Annotated in this window: 22 protein-coding genes and 1 riboswitch; of the genes, 6 read left to right on the forward strand and 16 right to left on the reverse strand. The window is 71.2% G+C overall.

Going from position 1 to position 22,325, the window contains the following annotated elements:
- Positions 1-48 precede the first annotated feature (48 nt).
- Together urtA and ACGFIK_RS19255 are read right to left on the reverse strand one after the other, a co-directional pair.
- Positions 49-1,293: an urea ABC transporter substrate-binding protein gene (urtA, locus tag ACGFIK_RS19250; protein WP_327025610.1), complete on the reverse strand. Its 1,245-nt coding sequence runs from the start codon at positions 1,291-1,293 to the stop codon at positions 49-51.
- A 475-nt stretch (positions 1,294-1,768) separates the two neighbouring features.
- Positions 1,769-2,893, reverse strand: coding sequence for a substrate-binding domain-containing protein (locus tag ACGFIK_RS19255; protein ID WP_327025609.1), 1,125 nt, complete (start codon positions 2,891-2,893; stop codon positions 1,769-1,771).
- 96 nt (positions 2,894-2,989) lie between these two features.
- Here ACGFIK_RS19255 and ACGFIK_RS19260 point away from each other — a divergent pair, with 96 nt between their 5' ends.
- Entirely contained in the window at positions 2,990-3,433 is a 444-nt protein-coding gene (locus ACGFIK_RS19260) for a MarR family winged helix-turn-helix transcriptional regulator (RefSeq protein WP_327025608.1), read from the forward strand.
- 203 nt (positions 3,434-3,636) lie between these two features.
- On the opposite strand, the gene ACGFIK_RS19265 is transcribed toward ACGFIK_RS19260, so the two are convergent.
- The 10 genes from ACGFIK_RS19265 to ACGFIK_RS19310 all read right to left on the reverse strand — a co-directional run bounded on the left by ACGFIK_RS19265 (position 3,637) and on the right by ACGFIK_RS19310 (position 11,941).
- The gene (locus ACGFIK_RS19265) at positions 3,637-4,659 is read right to left on the reverse strand and encodes a serine hydrolase (protein WP_327025607.1); all 1,023 of its coding nucleotides are present in this window, start codon (positions 4,657-4,659) and stop codon (positions 3,637-3,639) included.
- 86 nt (positions 4,660-4,745) lie between these two features.
- The gene (locus ACGFIK_RS19270; protein WP_327025606.1) at positions 4,746-5,492 is read right to left on the reverse strand and encodes a class I SAM-dependent methyltransferase; all 747 of its coding nucleotides are present in this window, start codon (positions 5,490-5,492) and stop codon (positions 4,746-4,748) included.
- 60 nt (positions 5,493-5,552) lie between these two features.
- Entirely contained in the window at positions 5,553-5,900 is a 348-nt protein-coding gene (locus ACGFIK_RS19275; RefSeq protein WP_327025605.1) for a DUF6968 family protein, read from the reverse strand.
- Positions 5,884-6,657 carry an urease accessory protein UreD gene (locus ACGFIK_RS19280; protein ID WP_327025604.1) on the reverse strand — a complete coding sequence of 258 codons (774 nt, stop codon included), beginning with the start codon at positions 6,655-6,657 and terminating at the stop codon, positions 5,884-5,886. Before ACGFIK_RS19280 ends, ACGFIK_RS19275 begins: the two co-directional genes overlap by 17 nt.
- Positions 6,657-7,385 (reverse strand): urease accessory protein UreG, encoded by a 729-nt coding sequence (ureG, locus tag ACGFIK_RS19285; RefSeq protein ID WP_393340449.1) that lies wholly within the window; start codon positions 7,383-7,385, stop codon positions 6,657-6,659. Before ureG ends, ACGFIK_RS19280 begins: the two co-directional genes overlap by 1 nt.
- Positions 7,375-8,076: an urease accessory UreF family protein gene (locus ACGFIK_RS19290; RefSeq protein ID WP_327025602.1), complete on the reverse strand. Its 702-nt coding sequence runs from the start codon at positions 8,074-8,076 to the stop codon at positions 7,375-7,377. Before ACGFIK_RS19290 ends, ureG begins: the two co-directional genes overlap by 11 nt.
- Positions 8,076-9,779, reverse strand: a complete 1,704-nt coding sequence (locus ACGFIK_RS19295) for an urease subunit alpha (RefSeq protein WP_327025601.1) — start codon at positions 9,777-9,779, stop codon at positions 8,076-8,078. Before ACGFIK_RS19295 ends, ACGFIK_RS19290 begins: the two co-directional genes overlap by 1 nt.
- Positions 9,776-10,105 carry an urease subunit beta gene (locus tag ACGFIK_RS19300; protein WP_327025600.1) on the reverse strand — a complete coding sequence of 110 codons (330 nt, stop codon included), beginning with the start codon at positions 10,103-10,105 and terminating at the stop codon, positions 9,776-9,778. The genes ACGFIK_RS19295 and ACGFIK_RS19300 overlap by 4 nt, the downstream gene beginning before the upstream one ends.
- Complete coding sequence (locus ACGFIK_RS19305) at positions 10,102-10,404, reverse strand: urease subunit gamma (RefSeq protein ID WP_013734263.1); 303 nt, start codon at positions 10,402-10,404, stop codon at positions 10,102-10,104. The genes ACGFIK_RS19300 and ACGFIK_RS19305 overlap by 4 nt, the downstream gene beginning before the upstream one ends.
- Positions 10,405-10,675: 271 nt before the next feature.
- On the reverse strand, positions 10,676-11,941 hold the full coding sequence (locus tag ACGFIK_RS19310; RefSeq protein WP_327025599.1) for a serine hydrolase domain-containing protein: 1,266 nt from the start codon (positions 11,939-11,941) through the stop codon (positions 10,676-10,678).
- A 145-nt stretch (positions 11,942-12,086) separates the two neighbouring features.
- On the opposite strand from ACGFIK_RS19310, the gene ACGFIK_RS19315 reads away from it, so the two are divergent.
- From ACGFIK_RS19315 to ACGFIK_RS19335, 5 genes are all read left to right on the forward strand, one after another.
- Positions 12,087-12,755 carry a response regulator transcription factor gene (locus tag ACGFIK_RS19315; RefSeq protein ID WP_327025598.1) on the forward strand — a complete coding sequence of 223 codons (669 nt, stop codon included), beginning with the start codon at positions 12,087-12,089 and terminating at the stop codon, positions 12,753-12,755.
- Positions 12,756-12,769: 14 nt separating this feature from the next.
- Positions 12,770-13,855, forward strand: a complete 1,086-nt coding sequence (locus ACGFIK_RS19320; RefSeq protein ID WP_327025597.1) for a HAMP domain-containing sensor histidine kinase — start codon at positions 12,770-12,772, stop codon at positions 13,853-13,855.
- 66 nt (positions 13,856-13,921) lie between these two features.
- Positions 13,922-14,033: riboswitch (SAM riboswitch) on the forward strand.
- A gap of 282 nt (positions 14,034-14,315) precedes the next feature.
- Complete coding sequence (locus tag ACGFIK_RS19325; RefSeq protein WP_393340453.1) at positions 14,316-15,161, forward strand: ABC transporter substrate-binding protein; 846 nt, start codon at positions 14,316-14,318, stop codon at positions 15,159-15,161.
- A gap of 35 nt (positions 15,162-15,196) precedes the next feature.
- Positions 15,197-15,979 carry an amino acid ABC transporter permease gene (locus tag ACGFIK_RS19330; protein ID WP_393340456.1) on the forward strand — a complete coding sequence of 261 codons (783 nt, stop codon included), beginning with the start codon at positions 15,197-15,199 and terminating at the stop codon, positions 15,977-15,979.
- Entirely contained in the window at positions 15,976-16,707 is a 732-nt protein-coding gene (locus tag ACGFIK_RS19335; RefSeq protein WP_327025594.1) for an amino acid ABC transporter ATP-binding protein, read from the forward strand. The genes ACGFIK_RS19330 and ACGFIK_RS19335 overlap by 4 nt, the downstream gene beginning before the upstream one ends.
- A gap of 18 nt (positions 16,708-16,725) precedes the next feature.
- Here ACGFIK_RS19335 and ACGFIK_RS19340 read toward each other — a convergent pair whose 3' ends face one another.
- The 4 genes from ACGFIK_RS19340 to ACGFIK_RS19355 form a co-directional block, all read right to left on the reverse strand.
- A complete protein-coding gene (locus ACGFIK_RS19340; RefSeq protein WP_393340459.1) occupies positions 16,726-17,241 on the reverse strand; it encodes a hypothetical protein in 516 nt (171 codons plus the stop codon).
- Between the two features lie 139 nt (positions 17,242-17,380).
- Positions 17,381-19,504, reverse strand: coding sequence for a BTAD domain-containing putative transcriptional regulator (locus tag ACGFIK_RS19345; RefSeq protein ID WP_393340462.1), 2,124 nt, complete (start codon positions 19,502-19,504; stop codon positions 17,381-17,383).
- Positions 19,505-19,698: 194 nt separating this feature from the next.
- Complete coding sequence (locus ACGFIK_RS19350) at positions 19,699-21,324, reverse strand: ABC transporter permease (RefSeq protein ID WP_393340465.1); 1,626 nt, start codon at positions 21,322-21,324, stop codon at positions 19,699-19,701.
- Complete coding sequence (locus ACGFIK_RS19355; protein ID WP_393340468.1) at positions 21,321-22,223, reverse strand: ATP-binding cassette domain-containing protein; 903 nt, start codon at positions 22,221-22,223, stop codon at positions 21,321-21,323. Before ACGFIK_RS19355 ends, ACGFIK_RS19350 begins: the two co-directional genes overlap by 4 nt.
- Positions 22,224-22,325 lie beyond the last annotated feature (102 nt).

A 22,325-nucleotide genomic window follows, 5' to 3' on the forward strand; every position in this document is an offset into this window, starting at 1 on the left:
CGGGTGGGGTTGGTCCGGTCGGCGCTGGGCCGACCGGACCAGGACCGGTCAGCTGAGGCCGCCGGCCCAGGGGTAGCTCTTGAGGTACGGGTCCGGGGTGATCGGCTTGCCGGAGTTCCACACCTCGGTGATCAGGCCGTCCGGGCCGACCTTGCCCACCCGGGCGGTCTTGGCGATGTGCTGGGTGGCCCCGTCCACGGTGACCAGACCCTCCGGTGCCTCGAAGGTGATGCCGTCGGAGGCCTTGCGGACCTGCTCCACCTCGAAGGTGCCGGCCTTCTCTACCATCGCCTTCCACAGGTAGACCGAGACGTAGGCGGCCTCCATCGGGTCACTGGTCGGCTTGTCCGCCCCGTACTTGGCCTTGTACGCGGCGACGAACTTCTCGTTGGCCGCCCCCGGGGTGGTCTGGTAGTAGTTCCAGGCGGTCAGCTGGCCCTCCAGGTACTGGGTGCCGATGCTCTTGACCTCCTCCTCGGCGATCGACACCGACACCACCGGCATGCTGGCCGCGGTCAGCCCGGCGGACTTGTACTCCTTGAAGAAGGCGACATTGCTGTCACCGTTGAGGGTGTTGAAGACCGCGTCCGCCCCGGAGGACTTCACCTTGTTGGTGATCGTGCCGAACTCGGTGGAGCCCAGGGGGGCGTAGTCCTCCCCCAGCACGCTCATGCCGTTGGCCTCGGCGTACGCCTTGATGATCTTGTTTGCGGTACGCGGGAACACGTAGTCCGAGCCGACCAGGTAAATCGACTTGGTGCCCTGCGCCTTGAGGTACTCCAGGCCGGGCACGATCTGCTGGTTGGTCGTCGCCCCGGTGTAGAAGATGTACGGCGACTGCTCCAGTCCCTCGTACTGCACCGGGTAGAACAGCAGCGCCTTGTTCTTCTCGAACACCGGCTTGACGGCCTTGCGGCTGGCCGAGGTCCAGCAGCCGAACACGGCCGCCACCCGGTCTTCGCGGATCAGTTTCTCGGCCTTCTCGGCAAAGGTCGGCCAGTCCGAGGCGCCGTCCTCACCAACCGGCTGGATCTTCTTACCGAGCACCCCACCGGCGGCGTTGATCTCCTCGATCGCCAACATGATCGAATCCCGGACGGTCACCTCACTGATGGCCATCGTGCCGGACAGGGAATTGAGCAGGCCCACCTTGACGGTGTCGCCGGAGGTGTCGGCGGTGACGCCGGAGGAGACCTTCTCGTCGGTGGTTTTACTGCCGCACGCGGCCAGCGTGGCCGCGGCGACCAGGGTCATGGCACCCGCTAGGATGCGTCGTCCCCGCAACAGTGTCATCAAATCTCCCTGCGTCGCACCTCAAGGCGTGGAGTCAGTTGCCCGGGAACGAGCGCCGGTCCCGGGTCGAGGGTGTCGAGCTGCGGTTTTGCGGTGCGGTCCGGTGAAACATCGCGGTGCCCGGCGGGTGGGTGGACACCGACCGGGCGCCGATTCGGATATCGGGCAGGGAAAGCTTCGATCCGTTTCGTTGCGCGGATGTTTCCCAATCCTCAATAGACTGTTTCCGCTGTCAGGTAACGGCGATCCAGCGGACGCAGAAAATGCCGGTACCCGCCGACGAGAAATCGGCTCAGGGGCTACCGGCATGCATTTTTCGACCGTCGGCCACAGTGCATTGTCGACTGTCGTCCAAACGGTGGGCGAGGTCCGGTTCCACGCCGGATACTTCACGCAGGAAGTATCTTATGTGGCCGATCTCCGGACCTGTCAAGGCACGGTCGCATCACGCTCCGGTCGATGCCCTGCGGTCGGATCAGAGTTCGGCCACCACGGTGAAATCCAGGCCGTCGGCCTCGGCCAGGTAGATGCGCTGACGCACATGCCGCCGACGCAGCCGCAACTCCCCGCGCGGCCCGTCGTACGACACCACCTCGGCGGAGGCCTCCACCGCCCGGACGTCCAACGTGCCGGCCTTGGCGATGAGGGCGGCCAGCAACATGACCCCCTCGTAACAGGACTCACCTAGGCTGCCCAACGGGGGTGCCTCCAGCCCGAACCGGCGGGCGAAGGCGCCGTGGAAGTCCAGGTTCTCCGGCGTGACCAGGCCGGCGAAGAAGCCGGCCGTGCTGAACAGCCGCGCGGTGTTGGCCGCACCGCTGGCCAGCAGCATGTTCTCGTCCATCAGGGTGCTCAGCCGCAGACACCGCTGATCCAGTCCGGAGCGGGCGAAGGCCCGGTTGAACCGCACCGCGTCCGCCCCGACCAGCAGCATCAGCACCGCGTCGGCGTCGCTGTGCTCGATCCGCCGCAGCACCTCGGCGTAGTCGTGGGTCTCCAGCGGCAGAAAATGGTGCCCGACCACCCGGCCGCCACTGCCCCGGGCGTACCGGTAGGCGGCCTGCGTGGTCCGGCGGGGCCAGACGTAGTCGTTGCCCACCACGAACCAGCGTCGCACCCCCAGGTCGGCCAACGCCCGCATCGCCGGCCGGAGCTGGGCATCCGGGGTTTCGCTGGTCAGGAAGACCCCTTCGGTACGCTCACCGCCCTCGTACAGGGCGGTGTAGACGTACGGCACCCGGTGGGCTATCCGTGGCGCCACCGCCTGCCGGACCGAGGAGATGTGCCAACCGGTGACCCCCTGCACCGCCCCGACCGACACCAGGGCCTCCACCTCGGCGGCCACCTCGGCCGGCGGTGCCCCGCCGTCGACCGGGATCAGCCGCAGTTGGCGACCGAGCACCCCGCCCCGATTGTTGACCTCCTCGACGGCGAGCTGAGCGCACAGCTCGCAGCTCGGGCCGAACATCCCGGCGGGCCCCCGCATCGGAAACACCAGGGCGATGCTGACCACGCCCCGGTCGACCGTGAGCCAGGAGGTCCCGGCGGCGACACTCGACGTCGCCGACGGACTCCCGTTCCCCGATGCCGGACCGGACATGAACACATCGTGGCCGCCGCCGATCCCGGTGACCAGTTCTCCCCATTGGGCGGGACGTCTCGGTACGATGACCGGCAACCGCAAGGCGGGAGTGACATGTCAGAGTTTCCCGGCTCCGCAGCCGACCTGCTGCCCCTGCTCACCCGCGCCGAACGACTACTCTCCCGCCGGGTCGGCGCCCTGCTGGCCGACGAAGGGCTCACCATCGAGGCGTGGCGGGTACTCGGTCTGCTCGCCGACGGGCTGGGCCATCCGATGAGTGAGGTGGCCGCCGAGGCCTCCCTGCCCCCGGGCACCCTGACCAAGCTGGTCGACCAACTGGTCGACCGCAACCTGGTCTTCCGCCGGGTCGACCCGGTCGACCGTCGCCGCATCCGGGCCTACCTGACCACCCGTGGCCGCGCCGAGCACGAACGCCTCGCCGCCCTGATCCGGGCCGACCTGGCCGACCTCAGCACAGTGGACGACATCACCCTCGCCACCCACCTGACCGCCCTGATCACCCGCCTGACCCCCCACCCCCACCCCACCCCCGCCTGACCCCCCACCCCCACCCCACCCCCGCCTGACCCACCCAGGCCCACCCGCCCCAGCCCCCTGCCCGACCCAGCTCGGCTCGGCCCGGCGATCATGCACTTTTGGTCGCTGATACACGGCTTATGCGGCTTATGTGGCGACGAAAAGTGCAAGATCGGCGGGGCGCGGGGGCACAGGGGTGCGGGGTGCGGGGGCGCAGGGGGTGGTCAGCCGCCGTTGTTGGGGTGGAAGCGGGGGACGCGGTGGCGGGCGGGTGCGGTTCGGTTGGTGATCGGGGAGACGGCGTCGAACATGGTGCGGCCGAGGACCGCGTGGGCGCGTACGGCCGGGTGGGTGCCGCCGTAGTTGTCCAGGTCGCCGAGGGAGTCGGCGAAGAAGGCGTAGGTCAGGGTGGGTCCACCGGTGGGGTCGAACATGATGCCCACCTCGTGCCGGGCGGCACCCCGCGAGTCGTAGTCCGCCCCGTACTTGGTGGCCACCCGGCTGCGCTCGGCCGAGGACATGTCACGGCGAATCCCGTCGTGGTAGCCGTTGATCCAGCGCAGGATCCCGAGCAGGAAGTCGCTTGACCGGGTCGACAGCAGGGTTTTGTTGGCCAGCCGCCACAGCAGGTCGTGGGTCTCCCGCGGGGTGGTCACGCCGAGGAAGAACCGGTTCGGGTTGGCCACCGGTTCCACCCGGGTATGGGTGAAACCCTTGGCCGCGAGGATCTCGTTGATCTCCAGGGCCGGCACCACCCGGCCACACATCCGTACCGCGGTGTTGTCCGAGACGAGCAGCAACGCGGTGAGGAAGTTCGCCACGGTGATCTCGTCACCCCAGACGGTGTGCAGGAAGTAGATCCCGCTGCCGCCGAGGATGATGTCTCCGGTGAGGTCCAGGCGCTGGCCTAGGGCCAGCTCACCACGGTCGATCTTGTCCATGACGGCCACCGCGACGGCGAGCTTCTGCACGCTGTAGCCGTGCGTCACCCGGTCGGCGTCGTCGTCCACGACGACATTCAGGCCACCGGCGGCACCGACCATCGCGACATGCGTGTGCCACGAACCCCCCGCCAGCGCCTTCTGCTTCCGGTACGCACGCCGGATCACCTCCGGCGCCGGTAAGGTGCCGATCGACGGACCCGCGACGGGGCCCGGTGCCGCCACGGCTCTGCCTGGCGTCGCGACCAGCGCCGCCGTCGCCACCCCGGCTCCGATGACGGCCCGACGACTCATCTGCTCAGCCATTCGCCACTCCTTCGCCCAGCGGTTCGGCCGGCGGGTGCCGGCACCGGACACACGGTGCCATACCACCTGATCCAGCGGAGTCCCGGTCAGCGGCGGATCAGGACGAAGACTCCCCACCCCAGGTGGTCGCGGCGGTAGCGCACGTGGCGCAGGGGGTCCTCGGTCAGCTCCTGACGTAGCTCGGGGGCCAGCGGATCGTCCGGGTTGTCGTCCAGCCAGCGGCGCAGGTTGAGCCAGTGTGCCGCCGCGTAGCGGTCCCAGCTGTCCTGGTCGGCCAGCACCATCTCGACCAGGTCCCAGCCCTGGTCACCGAAGAGACCGACCAGGCCGGGCAGGTCGTGGAAGTCGTCCCGGTGGGTGGTGTCGCAGCCCTCGACGGTCGCCTGGTCGGGTGGCTCGATGCGCCAGTACGGCTCACCGATCAGGGCCATGCCGCCCGGACGCAGGCCTCGGGCCAGGATCTCCAGGGTGCCGGGAACACCGTCGCCGATCCAGGTGGCCCCGACACAGGCCGCCACGTCGACCGGTTCCTCGCAGTCGTACGAGGCGGCGTCCCCATGCAGGAAGCTGACCTGTTCCGCCACCCCCAGTTCGACGGCTCGCTGCCGGGCTGCGGCGGTGAAGGCGGTGCTGATGTCCACGCCGGTGCCGATCCCCCCGTGGTCGCGGGCCCAGGTGCAGAGCAGCTCACCTTTGCCGCTGCACAGGTCGAGGATGGTGGTGCCCGGGGCGAGTTTCAGCGCCCGCCCCAGGGTGGCCAGCTTCTCCGCGTCGAAGGGGTTGAGGATGCGCAGGCCACCCTCGCGGATGACGAATTGTCGCGGCAGGTCCATGCACCGGCACGCTAACCACCCGCGCCACCGGGGCCAACCGGATTACCAGGGACCGGCCGGTCACCCGAGGCCGGCGGGTGGCACGGTCAGACCCGGGTCGACACGCAGGCCGAAGTCCGGCTGTCCCAGCCAGTCCAGCCGGGCGGAGGTCTGCTCGGCGTGTTCGGCCAGCAGCAGCCGGACCCGGTACGCGGCCAGCAGCAGCGCTTGGAGGGAGTCCACCCCGTACGCGGTCTGCACCGAGTTCTCGTTCAGTCCCTCGACCTGGAATGGGCAGCCCCAGTCGCCGTTGCGCGACGACGGATCCGGATGCGGCTTTCCGAGGCGGACTACCAGCTCGGAGGTGGCACCATCCGGGTCGATGACCGCGATGCGCCGCTCGGCGACGACCTCACCCAGTTCGGACAACCTCGTGATCCTCTCTCCCGGTCGAGGCAGCGATGCTATCCGGAAGATCGAGGTACGACCGCAGGGTGTGAGCGTCCGGAGCCGTGGCGGTCCACAGGGTCGCCGGTCCACCGGCCAGCGGCAGCCGGGCCAGGGTGTCCCGTACCGCCGGTGGTTCGGGTGCTCGGGTGGGGTCGAGAACCAGCAGCGAACCGGTGGCCGGTGCGCCGTCGAGCACCGCCGGGCCGGCCCAGCCGGGTGCCTGGGGTCCGACCGTCAACGACTGACGCAACAGCGGCCTACCGGCCAGGTCCACCCAGGTGTTGATCTCGGCGTGCCCGGGTTGTTCGCGGTGCCGGCCACAGATCAACTCGTCCCGCCAGTGCAGGGTGCCGCCTTCGGCGACCTCCACCTGGGCGTCGGCTATGTGCGCGCAGCCGGCCGCGGCGACCAGTTGCTCCGGCAGCCAGTGCAGGACGGCCTCCGCCGCGACGGTGGCCCGCACCAGCATCCGGGAGACCGCCCCGGGGCGGCCCGGCAGCGCGATGGAGGCGGCGACCGTCTGCACCCGTACCGCCGCACCCGGGCCGACCTCGACCTCCAGCCGCAGGTCGTCGCCGGCGAGCGGACCGGCCGCCCCGCCGACGACGTACACCGTGACGCCACCGCCCGGTCCGGGGACCTGGCGCAGCAGCAGGGGGCTCTCGCCGCGTAGCTCGGCCAGGGTGGTGCGGCCGTGCCGGTCGGCACGGGCCACCAGCCGGGCGGTGGCCCGCATCAGGCCTGCCCGGCGGGAACCGCCGCCCGGGTACCGGCGCGGTGGTGGGCCAGTTCGTGCCGGATCCACTCGGCGACCTGGGTGGCTAGGGGGTCCTCGGTGATGGACTGGAACACCGTGGGCAGGGTGCCGCGCCGGGCCCGGGCGTCGCGGTCCATCACGGACAGGTCCGCGCCGACCATCGGCGCCAGATCGGTTTTGTTGATCACCAGGAGGTCGGCGGCGGTGACCCCCGGCCCGCCCTTGCGCGGCACCTTGTCCCCGCCGGCCACGTCGACCACGAAGATCTGCCGGTCGACCAGGCCCCGGCTGAAGGTGGCGGTCAGGTTGTCCCCGCCGCTCTCGACGAGCACCAGGTCCAGCGGGCCCAGCGCCTCGGCCAGTTCGTCGATCGCGTCGAGGTTCGCGCCGATGTCGTCGCGGATGGCGGTGTGCGGGCAGCAGCCGGTCTCCACCGCCCGGATCCGGGCCGGGTCGAGCACCCCGGCCCGCTTGAGGAAGTCGGCGTCCTCGGTGGTGTAGATGTCGTTGGTCACCACGGCCAGCCGCAGTTCCTCGGCGAAGGCCCGGCACAGCGCGGCGACCAGAGCGGTCTTGCCGGAGCCGACCGGGCCGCCGATGCCGACCCGCAACGCCCGTACTTCCGTGGGCAGCGGGGCGTGCGGATCCACCCCCGGTTCGGGGTGGGTGTGGGGAACGGACTCGTCGTGGGCAAGGTCAGGACGCAAAGAGACGCACCTCCCAGGTGGCATGAGCTTCGGCGTGAATGTCGGCAAGTGGGGCCGCCGCGGCGGGCAGCCGCCACGGTGGTTGAGTGGCGGCCAGCGCCGCACGGGCAGCGGTGGTGTCGCAGGCGTCGGCCAGTCGCACCAGCAGGGCCTGCACCTGGTACGGGTCGAGACCCAGCAGGCGTACGGCGGCACTGGCCGCCCCGGTCACTGTGGCGTGCACGGCTACCGTGGCGATCTGCCCCGGGTCCAGCCCGGCGGCGGCCCCGACCAGCCCGAGCACGAGCGGTTGGTGCGGGCCGCCCGGGGTCGCGGGCAGGTCGTCGAAGCCGGCGGCCGGCCAGATCTCCCGACCGGCCCGCAGCAGGGCCCGGCCCTGCCGCCGGGACACCGCCCGCTGGGCGGGCGAGGCGGTACGGGCGTCCAGTTCAGCGTCGAGCCGGGCGAGCGCCGGCCGTCGATCGTGGACCCCGTCCGCCCCCAGCGGACCGGCCGGCCGGCAGGCCGCCGCTGCGAAGGCCCCCGCGACCAGCCCGACGGTGGCCAGCCGACCGCGCAGGTACTCCCCCAGGGTCGCCAGGTCGGTCACCCGTCCGGCCGCCACGGCCGCCTCCAGGCCGCAGGAGTGGGCGTGCGCACCGGCCGGGAACCGTCCGTCGGCCACCAGCAGCAGGATCGTCGGTACGGCCATCAGAACAGGAAGTACCGCTGGGCCATGGGCAGTTCGGTGACCGGGTCGGGTTCGACCACCTCCCCGTCGATGCGGACGGTGAAGGTGTCCGGGTCGACCTCGATGCACGGCAGGGCGTTGTTCTGCGGCAGGTCAGCCTTGCCGCGCGAACGCACATCGGCCACCGGCACCACCCGGCGGCGCACATCGAGACGTAACCCGGCCTCCAGGGCCACCGGGGCCACGAACGCCAGACTGGTGGCGGCCGCCGCACCGCCGTAGGCGCCGAACATCGGCCGGGGCAGCATCGGCTGGGGGGTGGGGATCGAGGCGTTCGCATCCCCCAGCTGGGCGTACGCGATCATGCCGCCCTTGATGACCAGGTGTGGTCGTACGCCGAAGAACGCCGGCTCCCAGAGCACCAGGTCGGCGAGCTTGCCGGGCTCGACCGACCCGATCTCGTGGTCGAGGCCGTTGGCCATGGCCGCGCAGATGGTGTACTTCGCCACGTACCGCCGGGCCCGGTGGTTGTCGGCGGCGCCGTCACCCGGCAGGGCCCCCACCCGGGCCTTCATCACATGTGCGCTCTGCCAGGTGCGCAGCACGACCTCCCCGACCCGGCCCATGGCCTGGGAGTCCGAGCCGATGATGGAGATCGCCCCGAGGTCGTGCAGCAGGTCCTCGGCGGCCATGGTGGACGGCCGGATCCGGCTCTCGGCGAAGGCCAGGTCCTCCGGCACGGCCGGGTTCAGATGGTGGCAGACCATCAGCATGTCCAGGTGTTCGGCGAGGGTGTTGCGGGTGTAGGGGCGGGTCGGGTTGGTCGAGGAGGGCAGCACGTTGGGTTCCCCGGCGACCGTGATGATGTCCGGCGCGTGTCCTCCCCCGGCCCCCTCGGTGTGGTACGAGTGGATGGCCCGGCCGCCGATCGCCCGCAGGGTGTCCGCGACGAATCCGGCCTCGTTGAGGGTGTCGGTGTGGATGGAGACCTGCACCCCGGAGGCGTCCGCGACCCGCAGGCAGGCGTCGATCGCCGCCGGGGTGGTGCCCCAGTCCTCGTGCAACTTGAACCCACCGGCCCCGGCCCGCAGCTGCTCCCACAGCGCCTCGGTGGAGACCGTGTTGCCCTTGCCGAGCAGCAGCACGTTGACCGGGAAGGCGTCGAGTGCCTCGTGCATCCGGGCCAGGTGCCAGGCGTTCGGGGTGACCGTGGTGGCCCGGGTGCCCTCGGCCGGTCCGGTGCCGCCGCCGACCAGGGTGGTCACCCCACCGGCCAAAGCCTCGGTGACGATCTGCGGGCAGATGAAGTGCACATGGGTGTCCACCGCCCCGGCGGTCAGGATGCGGCCGTTGCCGGCGATCACCTCGGTGGCCGGGCCGATCACCAGGTCGGGGTGCACCCCGTCCATGGTGTCCGGGTTGCCGGCCCGGCCCAGGGCCACGATCCGCCCGTCGCGCAGCCCCACGTCGGCCTTGACCACCCCCCAGTGGTCGAGCACCACCGCCCCGGTGATGACGGTGTCCAGGGCGCCCTCGGCCCGGGTGGCCCGGGACTGGCCCATCGACTCCCGGATCACCTTGCCGCCGCCGAAGACCGCCTCGTCGCCGCCGACACAGTGGTCGTGCTCGACCTCGATGAGCAGGTTCGTGTCGGCCAACCGGATCCGGTCACCCGTGGTCGGCCCGTACAGCGCGGCGTAGCGGTTCCGCTCGACGGTGCTCATGCCGGCACCTCCGGACCGGCGTCCAGTGCCCCGCCGCACTCGCCCCGCAGGCCGGGCACGATCCGGGCACCGGCCAACGGCACCAGGTCGACACTGCGACTGACCCCCGGTTCGAAACGCACCGAGGTGCCCGCCGGTACGGCCAGCCGCTGCCCCCAGGCGATGTCCCGGTCGAAGTCCAGCGCGGGGTTGGCCTCGGCGAAGTGGTAGTGCGAGCCGACCTGCACCGGCCGGTCGCCGGTGTTGACCACCAGCAGGGTGGTCACCGGCCGCCCGGCGTTGATCTCCACCGGGTCGGCGGCCGGCAGGATCTCCCCCGGGATCACGGGATCGGGTGGTGCACCGTCACCAACTTGGTGCCGTCCGGGAACGTCGCCTCCACCTGCACCTCCCCCAGCAACTCGGGGATGCCGTCCTGCACGTCCTCGCGGGTCAGCACGGTACGGCCGGCGGACATCAGGTCGACCACGGAACGCCCGTCGCGGGCGCCTTCGAGCAGGAAGGCGGTGATCACCGCGACGGCTTCGGGATAGTTCAGGCGCAGGCCGCGTTCGCGGCGACGCCGGGCGACATCGGCCGCCACATGCACGAGCAGACGATCCTGCTCATGGGGAGTGAGATACAAGGGTGGCTCCCGGTGGGTGTCCGCGCCCCGCCGACCGCCGGCACCGACGCCTCGACGCGCCGTCCCAGGGTTCGGGGCTCGCCCGCCGGGTCCCGCCACGTGTGCGGGCGTCGGGAGTTCCACCCTCCCGGCCCACCTGGCGAGGCACCGGCGGTGGCTTATCGGATGCGGACCGCACCGCCCACCGCTGACCAGACCGTAAGGGATCACGCGGGCCGTGGCAATGGGCGATCGATGGTCGCCTCGCTCGTGTCGAAAGTCGTGTGCGGGTTCAGCCGCCACCGGGCAGGTCGAGCCGCACACCGGTGACGGCCTCGACCTCCCGGGCACAGATCTCCAGCAACGGCATGTCGTCGTAGTTGCTCAGCACCACACCGACCCAACCGGTGTCCGGGTAGACGGTCCAGTTCGCACCGACCCCGCCCGCACCGCCGCCGCGCCCGATCACCCACTGGCCGCCGATGATCGAGACAGGCATCGTGTACGCCTCGAACCCGGCGGGACCGGGACCGGGAAGCTTGGCCCCGGCGAACAGGTCGGCGTACGGCCGCTCCAGCAACGTGCCGTCGTACAGCGCGGACGCGAACCGGGCCAGGTCCGGTGCGGTGGCGAAGCCGTCGGCGGAGGCGTACCCGATGAAACTGCGCCCCGGATTCCTGCCCCGGATCGGCGGGCTGATGCTGCCGGTGTCCAGGTGGCGTACGGCGTCCACCCGGCTGCCGTCGGCCTGGCGCATGTACGGGTGCGCGATGCGCGGGTCGGTGAGCCACTGCTGCCGGGTGAAGAACCCCGAGCCGGTCATGCCGGCGCGTTCGAAGATGTGCTCGTGGGTGTAGTCCCAGAACGTCATGCCGGACACGGCCTCGACGATCTGCGCCGCCATGGCCAGACCCACACCGCCACCGGGGAGATGACCGTTGGCTCCCGAGCCGGGGACCCCCACCAACCGCGCCTGCCGGACCCACTGCTCGCCGGCCTCGTGCACCTCCTGGCGACTGTGATAGACCCGTAGCCAGTCCGGCATCGGGGCGTCGATGCCGGAGGTGCTGGTGAGCAGATGGTGGATGGTCACCTGCTCGGCGATCTCCGTCGCCACCCCTTCCAGGTGCCTGCCCACCGGGTCCGACAGCGACACCTTCCCCTGCTGCACGAGTTGCAGGATCGCCACCGACAGGAACGGTTGGCTCGCCGAGGAGAGGTGGAACGCGACATTCTCGTGGTTGCGGATCCTCCGCTCCTTGTCGGCCATGCCGTAGCTGCGGGACAACACCGTCCGACCCCGGTACGACAGCAGCACCACCCCGGAGAACCGGTCCTGGGCTGCCAGGTGCGCCACGAACCGGTCGTACGCTCCGCCGGGCCGGGTCGCCGGCGGGATCCGACCCGGCCCGGGAGGCCCGGCGGTGACGCGGCGGTCGGCGGTCGGCGGGGCCGCATCGGCGAAGTCGGCACCCACCAGTGGAGCGCCGGCCGCCACCAACCCGCCCCACCCGAGCAGTCGCCTCCGGTCGATACCGGATGCCGATTCCAAATCCATGATCACGGTCCTTTCCTGTTGGTCGAGCTGCCCCGTGTCGTCCGATCACGGGGGTCTGCGCTCTACCGAACAGGAACGGCTGTTGCGACGGCGTACGCGTTTCTGGATACGCCGACGATATGTCGCACCCCGTAGCATCGACGGCGTGCGGGTGTTGATCGTCGAGGACGAGCCCTATCTGGCCGATGCCATTCGCGATGGTCTACGCCTGGCGGCGATCGCCGCCGACATCGCCGCTGACGGCGACACCGCCCTGGAGTTGCTGGACGGCAACGCCTACAGTGTCGCCGTCCTCGACCGCGACATTCCCGGCCCGTCCGGCGACGAGATCGCCGAAAGAATCGTCGCCTCGGGCAGCGGTACGCCGATCCTCATGCTCACCGCTGCCAGCCGACTCGACGACAAGGCATCCGGATTCGCACTCGGTGCCGACGATTACCTCACCAAGCCCTTCGAACTCCGGGAACTCGTGCTCAGGCTCAGAGCACTCGATCGTCGGCGCACCCACCGCAGGCCACCCGTGCGGGAGATCGCCGGCCTGCGGCTGGATCCGTTCCGCCGCGAGGTCTACCGCGACGGCCGCTACGTCGCGCTGACCCGCAAACAGTTCGCCGTCCTCGAAGTCCTCGTCGCCGCCGAAGGCGGTGTGGTGAGCGCCGAGGAACTGCTGCGACAGGCGTGGGACGAGAACGCGGACCCGTTCACCAACGCCGTGCGGATCACCATCTCGGCACTGCGCAAACGGCTCGGCGAGCCCTGGATCATCTCCACAGTGCCCGGCGTCGGCTACCGCATCGACAGGGCACGACCGTAGCCCGGCCACCCGGTTTGAGCGTCCGCCTCAAACTCACCCTCAGCTACGCCGGGTTTCTCCTGCTCGCCGTCGCCCTGCTGTTCGCGGTCGTGTGGCTGTTCCTGCTCCGGTATGTGCCCGACGGTGTGCTGGTCACGGGACCGCCGGGGTCGCACCCCCGCCTCTTCATTCCCAATCGGTCCGACCTGCTGCGCGCCTTCGCGCCGAAGGCCGCGGCACTGTGGGCGCTGCTACTTCTGTTCGGCCTCGTGGCAGGATGGATCCTGGCCGGCCGGATGCTCGCCCCGCTGACTCGCCTCACCGATGCCACCCGCAGAGCCGCCGACGGATCGCTCTCCCACCGGATCCGGTTGCCGGGCCGCCGGGACGAGTTCCGCGAACTCGCCGACACATTCGACACCATGCTCGCTCGCCTTGAAGCACACGTCGCGCAGCAGCGCACATTCGCCGCCAATGCCTCACACGAACTACGCACCCCACTGTCGATCACGCAGACGCTTCTCGAGGTGGCCCGCGCCGATCCGCACCGCGACCTCGGCGAGATCATCGATCGTCTGCACGCCGTCAACACCCGGGCGATCAAACTCACCGAAGCGCTGCTCCTGTTCAGCCGCGTCAACGAAAAGTCATTCACCCACGAGCGCCTCGATCTCTCCCTGCTCGCGGAGGAGGCTGCCGAAACGCTCCTGCCGCTTGCCGAGAAACGCGGCCTCACCATTGCGCTGCGGGCCGATGCCACCCCGGTCCTGGGCTCGCACCCGCTCCTGTTGCAGATGACGACGAATCTCCTGCACAACGCGATCATCCACAACACCGCCGATCAGGGCACCGTGTGGATCACGACCAGTGTCGCGCCCGAGGCTGTGCTGCTCACCGTCGAGAACACCGGCGAACGACTCCCCCCACACCTGGTTTCCACGCTGGTGGAGCCGTTCCAGCGCGGCACCGAACGGGTCCGTGCGGAGCACGCCGGTGTCGGCCTCGGCCTGGCCATTGTCACGAGCATCGTCCAGGCACACGACGGTGCCCTCACCCTCGCCCCCCGCCCCGCCGGCGGGCTCCGGGTAACCGTGCGCCTACCTGCCGCACCACCGGGATGACCTGGGCGTGAGGGCCGTCATATCGGGTGGACGCCGACCGGTCACCTGCTGCTAGCCTCTGCCGCAGGTCATGAGTGCCAGCGTGAAGCCCCGGCTTGCTGGCCGGCAACCCTCGTCCGCGCAGGGGTGCCCCGGGTGAGGACCAGGCATCGGAGTGGCTCCGGTGCAAGCGTGGCCTGGTTTCCAGGTCATCACGACCTCGAGGGAGACCCATGTCGTACCGCAGTCGATCCGCTCCCGTGGCGACCTGCCTGGACCTGACCCAGCGTCGGCACGTCGACATGATGCGGGTCTGTAGCGCCGCGTGTAGCTGACCGCGTCGCCGCCGGTCACCGCGCCTTCGGGCGTACGGTGACCAGCCCTCTCCCCTCTTGTCATCGGTTCATCCCCACGGTCCGTCGTACGGCGGACCGTCGGTGCGGCACGTCCGTGCCCGCCGTCGTTCATCCAGGAGACACCTGTGCGAATCCTTCCTGCCCTGACCCGGGCCGCCGCCGTCGGCGCCGCCGCAGTCCTCGCCGCCGTCACCCTCACCGCCTGCGGCTCGGACTCGGCCGGCGAGGCCGACAACCCGTACAACCTGCTCCAGCCGGGGGTGCTGCGGGCCGGCACGCTCACCGACGCGCCGCCGAACGTGTACCTCAAGGACGGCAAGTTCACCGGGTTCGACAACGACCTGCTGGTCGCCGCCGCCGACAAGCTCGGACTGAAGGTCGAGTTCGTCGGCACCGACTTCTCCGGTTTGCTCGCCCAGGTCAACAACCGCAAGTTCGACATCGGCAGTTCCTCGATCACCATCACCGAGGCGCGGAAGAAGACGGTCGACTTCGGCAACGGCTACGACTTCGGTTACCTCGGCCTCAACGTGCCGGCCGGTTCGACCCTGAGCAGCTTCGCCGAGCTGCCCGGCAAGCGGGTGGTGGTCGTGCAGGGCACCGTCCAGGACGACTACGCCACCACCAAGGGACTGGACCCGGTGCGGGTGCCCGACTACAACGGCGCCCTCAACCAGCTCAAGGCGGGCACCGCGGACGCCTGGATCTCCCCGGCCGAGATCGGTGAGAAGACCGCCGCGGACAGCGGCGGCAAGATCACGGTGGCGGCGAAGGAACTCAGCCCGGCCCCGACGGCGTACGCCTTCGCCAAGGGCAACGACGCGCTGCGCGAGGCGCTGAACAAGGCCCTCGACGAGGTCATCGCCGACGGCACCTGGACCCGGCTCAGCGACCAGTACTACCCGGGTCGGGCCATCCCGGCCGACTTCACCCCGGGCAGCGGCAACGTGGCCGTCCCGTCGGCTTCCTGACGGCGAGTAGGAACGAGCAGGGCGGAGGTTGACCCGTGGATCCGTTGCGCACCCTGTGGGAGACGTTCTTCGACTGGGAGTCGATGCGCGAGGCGCTACCCGAGATGATCACTGTCGGGTTGCCGAACACGCTGATCCTGGCGGTCACCGCCGCCCTGCTCGGCTCGGCGCTGGGCATCGGGCTGGCCGTCGCGGGCATCTCGCGGACCCGCTGGCTGCGGTGGCCGGCCCGGGTCTACACGGACGTGTTCCGGGGCCTGCCGGCGGCGGCGACCATCCTGCTGATCGGGGTCGGGCTGGCCCCGCTGGGTATGCAGGTGTGGGGACCCAACCCGTACCCGCTGGGCATCCTGGCGCTGTCGTTGATCGCCTCGGCGTACATCGGGGAGATCTTCCGCTCCGGCATCCAGTCGGTGGAGGCCACCCAACTGGAGGCGGCCCGCGCGCTGGGCTTCTCCTGGGGGGAGGCGATGCGCAGGGTGATCATTCCGCAGGGCATCCGGCGGGTCCTGCCGGCCTGGGTGAACCAGCTGATCTCCCTGATCAAGGACTCCAGCCTGGTCTACTTCCTGGGGCTGCTGGCCAGCCAGCGGGAACTGTTCCGGATCGGGCAGGACTACGCCGCCAACACCGGCAACCAGTCGGCGCTGCTGCTGGCCGGGCTCTTCTACCTGGTGCTGACGGTGCCGTTGACCCACTTCGTCAACTGGATCGACCGGCGGCTGCGGCACGGTAGGCCGGCCACCGGCCCGGCCGACGAGGACCCCGACGACCTCGACCTGGCGCTGCCCGGCGCGGCGGGAGGAAACCAACGATGAGCGACTCGGTCAGCCTGAGCCTGCGCGACGTGCACCTGGCCTTCGGGCGGCACCAGGTGCTGCGCGGGGTGGACCTGAACGTGGCCCGGGGCGCGACGGCCTGCGTGATCGGCCCCTCCGGGTCGGGCAAGTCGACCCTGCTGCGTACGGTCAACCGGTTGTTGGAGCCGGATCGCGGCGATGTGCTGCTGGACGGGCGCAGCGTGCTGCGCGACGACCCGGACCTGCTGCGGCAGCGGGTGGGCATGGTCTTCCAACAGTTCAACCTGTTCCCGCACATGAGCGTGCTGCGCAACATCACCCTGGCGCTGCGCCGGATCCGCAAGCTCGGCGAGGACGAGGCGGCGGCGGTGGCTCGCGAACACCTGGACCGGGTGGGGCTGGCCGCCAAGGCCGACGCCCGTCCGGCGCACCTGTCCGGTGGGCAGCAGCAGCGGGTCGCCATCGCCCGGGCCCTGGCCATGCAGCCGCAGGTGATGCTCTTCGACGAGGCCACCTCGGCACTGGACCCGGAGCTGGTCAAGGGTGTTCTGGCGTTGATGGCGGACCTGTCGGCGCAGGGCATGACCATGGTCGTGGTGACCCACGAGATGGGTTTCGCCCGGGAGGTCGCCGACACGGTCGCCTTCATGGACGCCGGGGTGGTGCTGGAGGCCGGTGAACCGACCGCGATCTTCGAAGCGGCGCAGCATCCCCGCCTGCGCCGCTTCCTCTCCCAGGTGCTCTGAGCAGACCCGGGACTGTCGTCACTGTCCGGTCGGCAGTTGCCCGTCGAACTCAGGGCAACGCTTCATGGTGTAGTCCGACACCGGCGGCATCGCCGTCTTGAGCCCCTCCATGGTCTGGCCGAGGCGGGCGTACGCCGCGGGATCCTGAGGCATGCTCTTGCCCGAGGCCTCGATGGCGGCGGCGTAGAACTCGCTCAACGTCGTCACGTCGGACTTGATCTCGGCCGGCGCTGCCGCCTTCAGCTCCTTCAGCTGGGTACGGGCCTGCGCCACCTCGGCCTTGCCCGCGCTCTCGGTGAACAGCGGGTCCATCGCGACGGTGAACGCCTGCACCGCCTCGCACCAGCGGTCACCGTCACCCGGCCCGGCCTTCTCACCGCCGCTGCCCTGGTCGGGTGCCTCCCCACCGTCGACCCGAGTCGTCGCGCCCGACGTGTCGGCCCCACCCGAGGCGGCATCGTCCGGCCCGCCACCACAGCCGGTCAGCACAAGCCCGGCCGCGAGCACGACAAGCAGCCCTCGAATCCGTAGCATCGTCTTCTCCCTCGACCTGAGCACGCTGACCGCCCCCGTCTGCCGCCGGCGCCATCGCGGTCACGGCACACGCCACCTCGGCGTCCACAGCGACCTCTCCGGACAGTGAGCAGTCTGATGGACAGTCTTCGGGGGCGGTTCAGGAATTGTTCAGGCGGGCCCGATCCGGCAGCGCGGACGCGGCAGGTTGGACACCGATCTCGGCCATCCGCGCGACGTACTCCTGATAGCGCCGGTTGGCCTCACCGTGCCGCCCGGCGGCCGACAACGCGCCGATCAGCCCGAGGTGGGCCGGCTCGTCGTAACCGTCCTCGCCGACCAGCCGCAGGTACCAACCGATCGCCGCGTCGGCCCGGTCCAGGTGCAGATGCCGTCTCGCCAGCCGGTGGGTCACCTCGCGGTGCAGCGCGGACAGCAGCGCCCGGGGCCGCTGGAGCGTCGCGCCGACGACCTCGTCGTCGGCACAGAGATCGCCGGCGTACATGGCCACCACCGTCTCCAGTTGGCTCAGCAACCGGTCGTCGGCGGCGGTGCCGGACGGCGGCGGGCTCGCGGTGTCGGCCACGACGGCCGCTCGGGCCGCGTCGTGGAAGCGCAACGCGTCCACCACCACATGTGCCGTACTGAGCTGCACCGTCGCCGAATCGGTGATCAGGTAACGGTCCGCCGGATGTCGCCGACCCGGGTCGAGCACACCCCGCACGGTCGAGATCAGCACCGACAGGCGGCGCAGCGCCACCTCGGCGCGGGCCTGCGGCCACAGCGCGGCGGCCAGGGCGTCGCGGGCCGCCGGTCTGCCGAGTTGCGCGGCCACCAGGTGGAGCAGATCACGCGCCTTGCGGGACTGCCAGCTGCCGACCGGCACCGCCGCGCCGGCCAGCCGCACCGCGAACTGGCCCAGGATCTGCACCTCCACCTCGGGAACCGGTGCCGGCCCGATCGCCGCCAACGGCCCGGCGACATGCCAGCCACCTTCCTGTACGCCGATGCGGCGCAGCCGCTCGTACGCGATCTGCTCCGCGACCAGGTCACCGGTGAGCCGGGCCTGGAGCAGGGCGTTGGTGGCGAGCGCGAACTCGTTGCCGAGTTCGGCCCAGATCGCCGCCGCCTCGACCAGGTCGGCGAGCAGCCGGCGTACGGTCCGGGGCGAGGTCGCCTCGGGGTTGGCGCGGTGGACGGCGAGGGTGACGAGTTCCATGGCCTCGGCCAGGCCAGCCGTGTCCCGGCGGCGACCGGCCTCGGCGCGGACCTGTTCGCCGTATCGCAGGGCGGTTTGCGGGTCTCCGCAGCAGAGGGCGACCCAGCCTGCGGCCAACTCGGCGACGGTGGGGCCCGCGGAACTGGGCAGCGACAGGGCCCGCTCGGCGTGGCGGGCCGCCGTCTGCGGGTCGTCGGCGTAGCTGAGCCGGGCCAGTCCCGCGCACGCCTCCACCAGCACCTGCGCGTTGCCGTCCGGCTCCCCCATGGCCAGCGCGGCCCGATAAGCGGCCACCGCCTGGTGGGTCGCCCCCCGCACCCGGTGCACCCGGGCGGCCAACGTCAACCCGAAGGCGGCCAACGGCGAACCGGCCCGCTGCCACCGGGCCAGCGCCTTGTCCGCGTCGCTGCGGGCACGATGCAGGTCACCCAGGCCCAGCCACGCCTCCGCCCGGTTGTGCAGCGCCAACGCGAGCAGCATCTGCTGCCCGAGCAGCTCGCCGAGCCGGACCGCCTCGTCGAGTTCCTCGATGGCCGGCCGGTAGTGACCCTCCTCGATGAGCCGCGACCCGACATTGCACCGGATCCGCAGTTGCTGCCCGAAGTCACCGGCGCGTTCGGCCGCCGCCAGGGCCTGGGCGTACGCGTGTTCGTTTCCCGCGCGGTCGCCGTCGCCGAACGCGGCCAACGCCTGCGCCAGATAGGCCGCCGCCACCGCCGCGTCGTCGCCGCTGCGTTCGGCGACCCGGATCGCATCCGTCGCCAACTGCCGGGTACGCGCCTGGTCGCCCTGGGCCCAGCGGGTCGCGGCCCAGCCGGCGAGGACCTGGGCGTGGTCGGCCAGCGCCGACGGGCGCTCGTCGGCGAGGTCGAGGGCGAGGTCGACGCGGCGATAGCAGGCGTCGGCCGCGTCGAACCGACCATGCTGGTGCAGCAGCACACCGAGCCGCCAGGCCAGCCCTGCCGGTAGCGGCAGGTCCGCCGGGACGGCTGCCAACCGGCGCAGGGCCTCGTCCTGGTGTCCCTGGTGGAGGGCCGTCTCGATCGGGGTGAGCAGGTCACGCATGTCCACACCACCCATGCCGGTGGGCAGGACGTGAGACGGCCGAGCACATCGGGCGCAGACGGCTACCCCCTGCTGGCCGATCGGCACGTTCACGGTCGTGGTCTGAGCGTCCTCGTCCCACCTGTCCGAGTCTAATGAGCTTCACCGCACGGGCTTGCCGACGCGCGGTCGGCGACCGGATCGAGTGAAACCGTTCAGCGCGGGGTGTCCCGGTGGCGGAAGGCAGCCAGTCCGACGGCCAGCAGCACGACCGCCACGGCGGTGAGGATGAGCAGGGGCGGTGCTGTCGGGTCGACGGCGGGCACGGAGGGCACATGCGTGTACGGGGACAGGTTGAGGGCGGCCTGCGGCAGGTCGAGCACCGAGCCGAGCTGGCCGAGCAGCAGGAAGGCGATCAGCGCCGTCCAGCTCAGCGCGACCGACAGGCGGGGCAGCGCACCGAACAGGGCTGTCACCACCCCGGCGACCACCAGCAGGGCCGGTAGCCGCAGCAGCGCCGCCCCGGCCAGCTCGACCGCCCAGCCGACCGGGTCCCCGGCGGCCACCCCGTACCCCAGGCCGGTGGTGAGCCCGGCCAGCAGCATCAGCACCGCCGCCCCGAGGACCGCGCCGAGGACCTGGGTGCCGAGCCACCGGGTACGGCTGACCGCCGTGGCCAGCAGGGCCTCCAGGATGCCGTCGGCCTCGTCGGTACGGGTCCGCAGCAGGGCCTGCACCACGTACGCCCCGATGGTCAACGCGAACAGTCCCAGCATCGCGGCCAGAAAGGCGTCGACCAGTTCGGCACCGCCGCCGAGTTGGGCGATCACCTCGGCCGCCTGCGGGTTCTCCGCGATCATGGCGTCGACCTCGTGTCCGGCCACCCCCAGGGACAGCCCCAGCACTCCCACCGCGACCGCCCAGCCGACCAGTCCTGCGCGGTGCAGCCGCCAGGTCAACCCGGCCGGACTGAGCAGCCCGGCGGCGGCTCGGGCGGGTCCCCGCCGCGCGGCCACCAGACCGGCGCCGAGGTCCCGGCGCTCGGCCAGCAGGTAGGCCAGGGCGGTCCCGGCCAGGAGCAGCGCTGCGGGTAGGGCCAGGACCCACCAGCGTTCCGCCCCGAAGGCCCGGATCTGGGTGCCCCAGCCCAGCGGCGACAGCCAGACCGGCCAGGCGCTGTCCAGGCGGGGGACCCCGGCGGCCCGCTCACCGAGCACGTCACCGGCGGCGCGCAGCAGGAAGGCGACACCGACCGTGGCGGCGGCGAGGGCGTTCGCGCCCCGGGAGGTGACCGTGAGCTGGGCGGTTACGGCGGCCACCGCGGTGAAGGCGACCCCCACCCCGCCGACCGAGGCGGCGGCGGCCACCGCTCCGGCGACCGGCAGCCCGGTGGCCGCCAGTGCCAGGGCCAGCAGCCCGGCGGCCAGCACATTGGCCCCGACCACCACGACCAGGGCGGCGGTGAGCAGGGCGTACCGGCCGACCGGGGCGGCGCCCAGCAGCTCCGCCCGCCCGGTCTCCTCGTTCTGTCGGGTGTGCCGGATGACGGCGAAGGTGCTGAGCAGGGCAGCCAGCAGGGCCAGGGTCAGGTACGACTCGGTGACCACCACGGCGCCCAGGTCGGTGCCGGCGATCGGTCCGTTGAAGGCGCGGGCGACCACGCTGGTGATCGCGGTCTCGGCGTAACCGAGGCGGGTCTGCTGGTCGGGGTAGAGCCCGGCGACGCTCTCGGCCAGGGCGTACCCGATCAGGGGGGTGCCGAGCACCCAGATGCCCAGGCGGACCCGGTCGCGGCGGAGGGCCAGCCGGGCCAGCCGACCGATGCCGGTCAGGGTGCTCATCGGTCACCCCCGTCGGTGAGGGTGTCGCCGTAGTGCCGCAGGAAAAGCTCCTCCAGGGTGGGCGGGGCGCTGGTCAGGGCCCGGACCTGGAAGCGGACCAGGTGAGCCAGCAGGGTGTCGAGGTGGGCGGGTTCGACCTCCAGCCGGACCTTGCCGTCGACCGTGCGGACCTCGTGCACCCCGGGCAGCTCCGCCACCCCGGTCAGCGGGCGTACGGTCTCGACGGTGACCGTGGTGCGGGCCAGGTGGCGCAGCTCGGTCAGGGTGCCGGACTCCACGATCCGCCCCTCCCGGATGATGCTGACCCGGTCGCAGAGGGCCTCGACCTCGGCCAGTACGTGACTGGAGAGCAGGACGCTGGCCCCTGCCCGGGTCAGTTGCCGGACCTCCTCCTGGAACACCGCCTCCATCAAGGGGTCCAGCCCGGAGGTGGGCTCGTCCAGGATGTACAGCTCCACGTCGGAGGCGAAGGCGGCGACGATGGCCACCTTCTGCCGGTTGCCCTTGGAGTAGGTGCGGCACCTCTTCGTGGGATCCAGTTCGAAGCGGCGCAGCAGGTCGTCGCGGCGACGCTCGTCGAGTCCACCGCGCAGGGCGCCGAACAGGTCGATGGCCTCTCCGCCGGAGAGGTTGGGCCAGAGGTTGACGTCCCCGGGCACGTACGCCAGCCGCCGGTGCAGGGCCACCGCGTCGCGCCAGGGGTCACCGCCGAGGATCCGTACCTGCCCGGAGTCGCGGCGCAGCAGGCCGAGCAGGATCCGGATGGTGGTGGACTTGCCGGAACCGTTGGGGCCGAGGAAGCCGTGCACCTCCCCCGGTTCCACCCGCAGGTCCAGCCCGTCGAGCGCGCGTACCCTGCCGAAGGTCTTTACCAGGTTGTCGATGATGATCACGGACATGGGGGGCCTCCCGCCGTACCGGTGCGACGCACTGTACTGACCGATGGTAAGCCTCCGAGGCGAGTCTGTCCGACCGCTGGTCAGTGGCGGCTACCCTCGACG

The organism is Micromonospora sp. NPDC048871 (genome assembly GCF_043198155.1).
In the GTDB taxonomy this organism is placed as follows: Bacteria; Actinomycetota; Actinomycetes; order Mycobacteriales; family Micromonosporaceae; genus Micromonospora.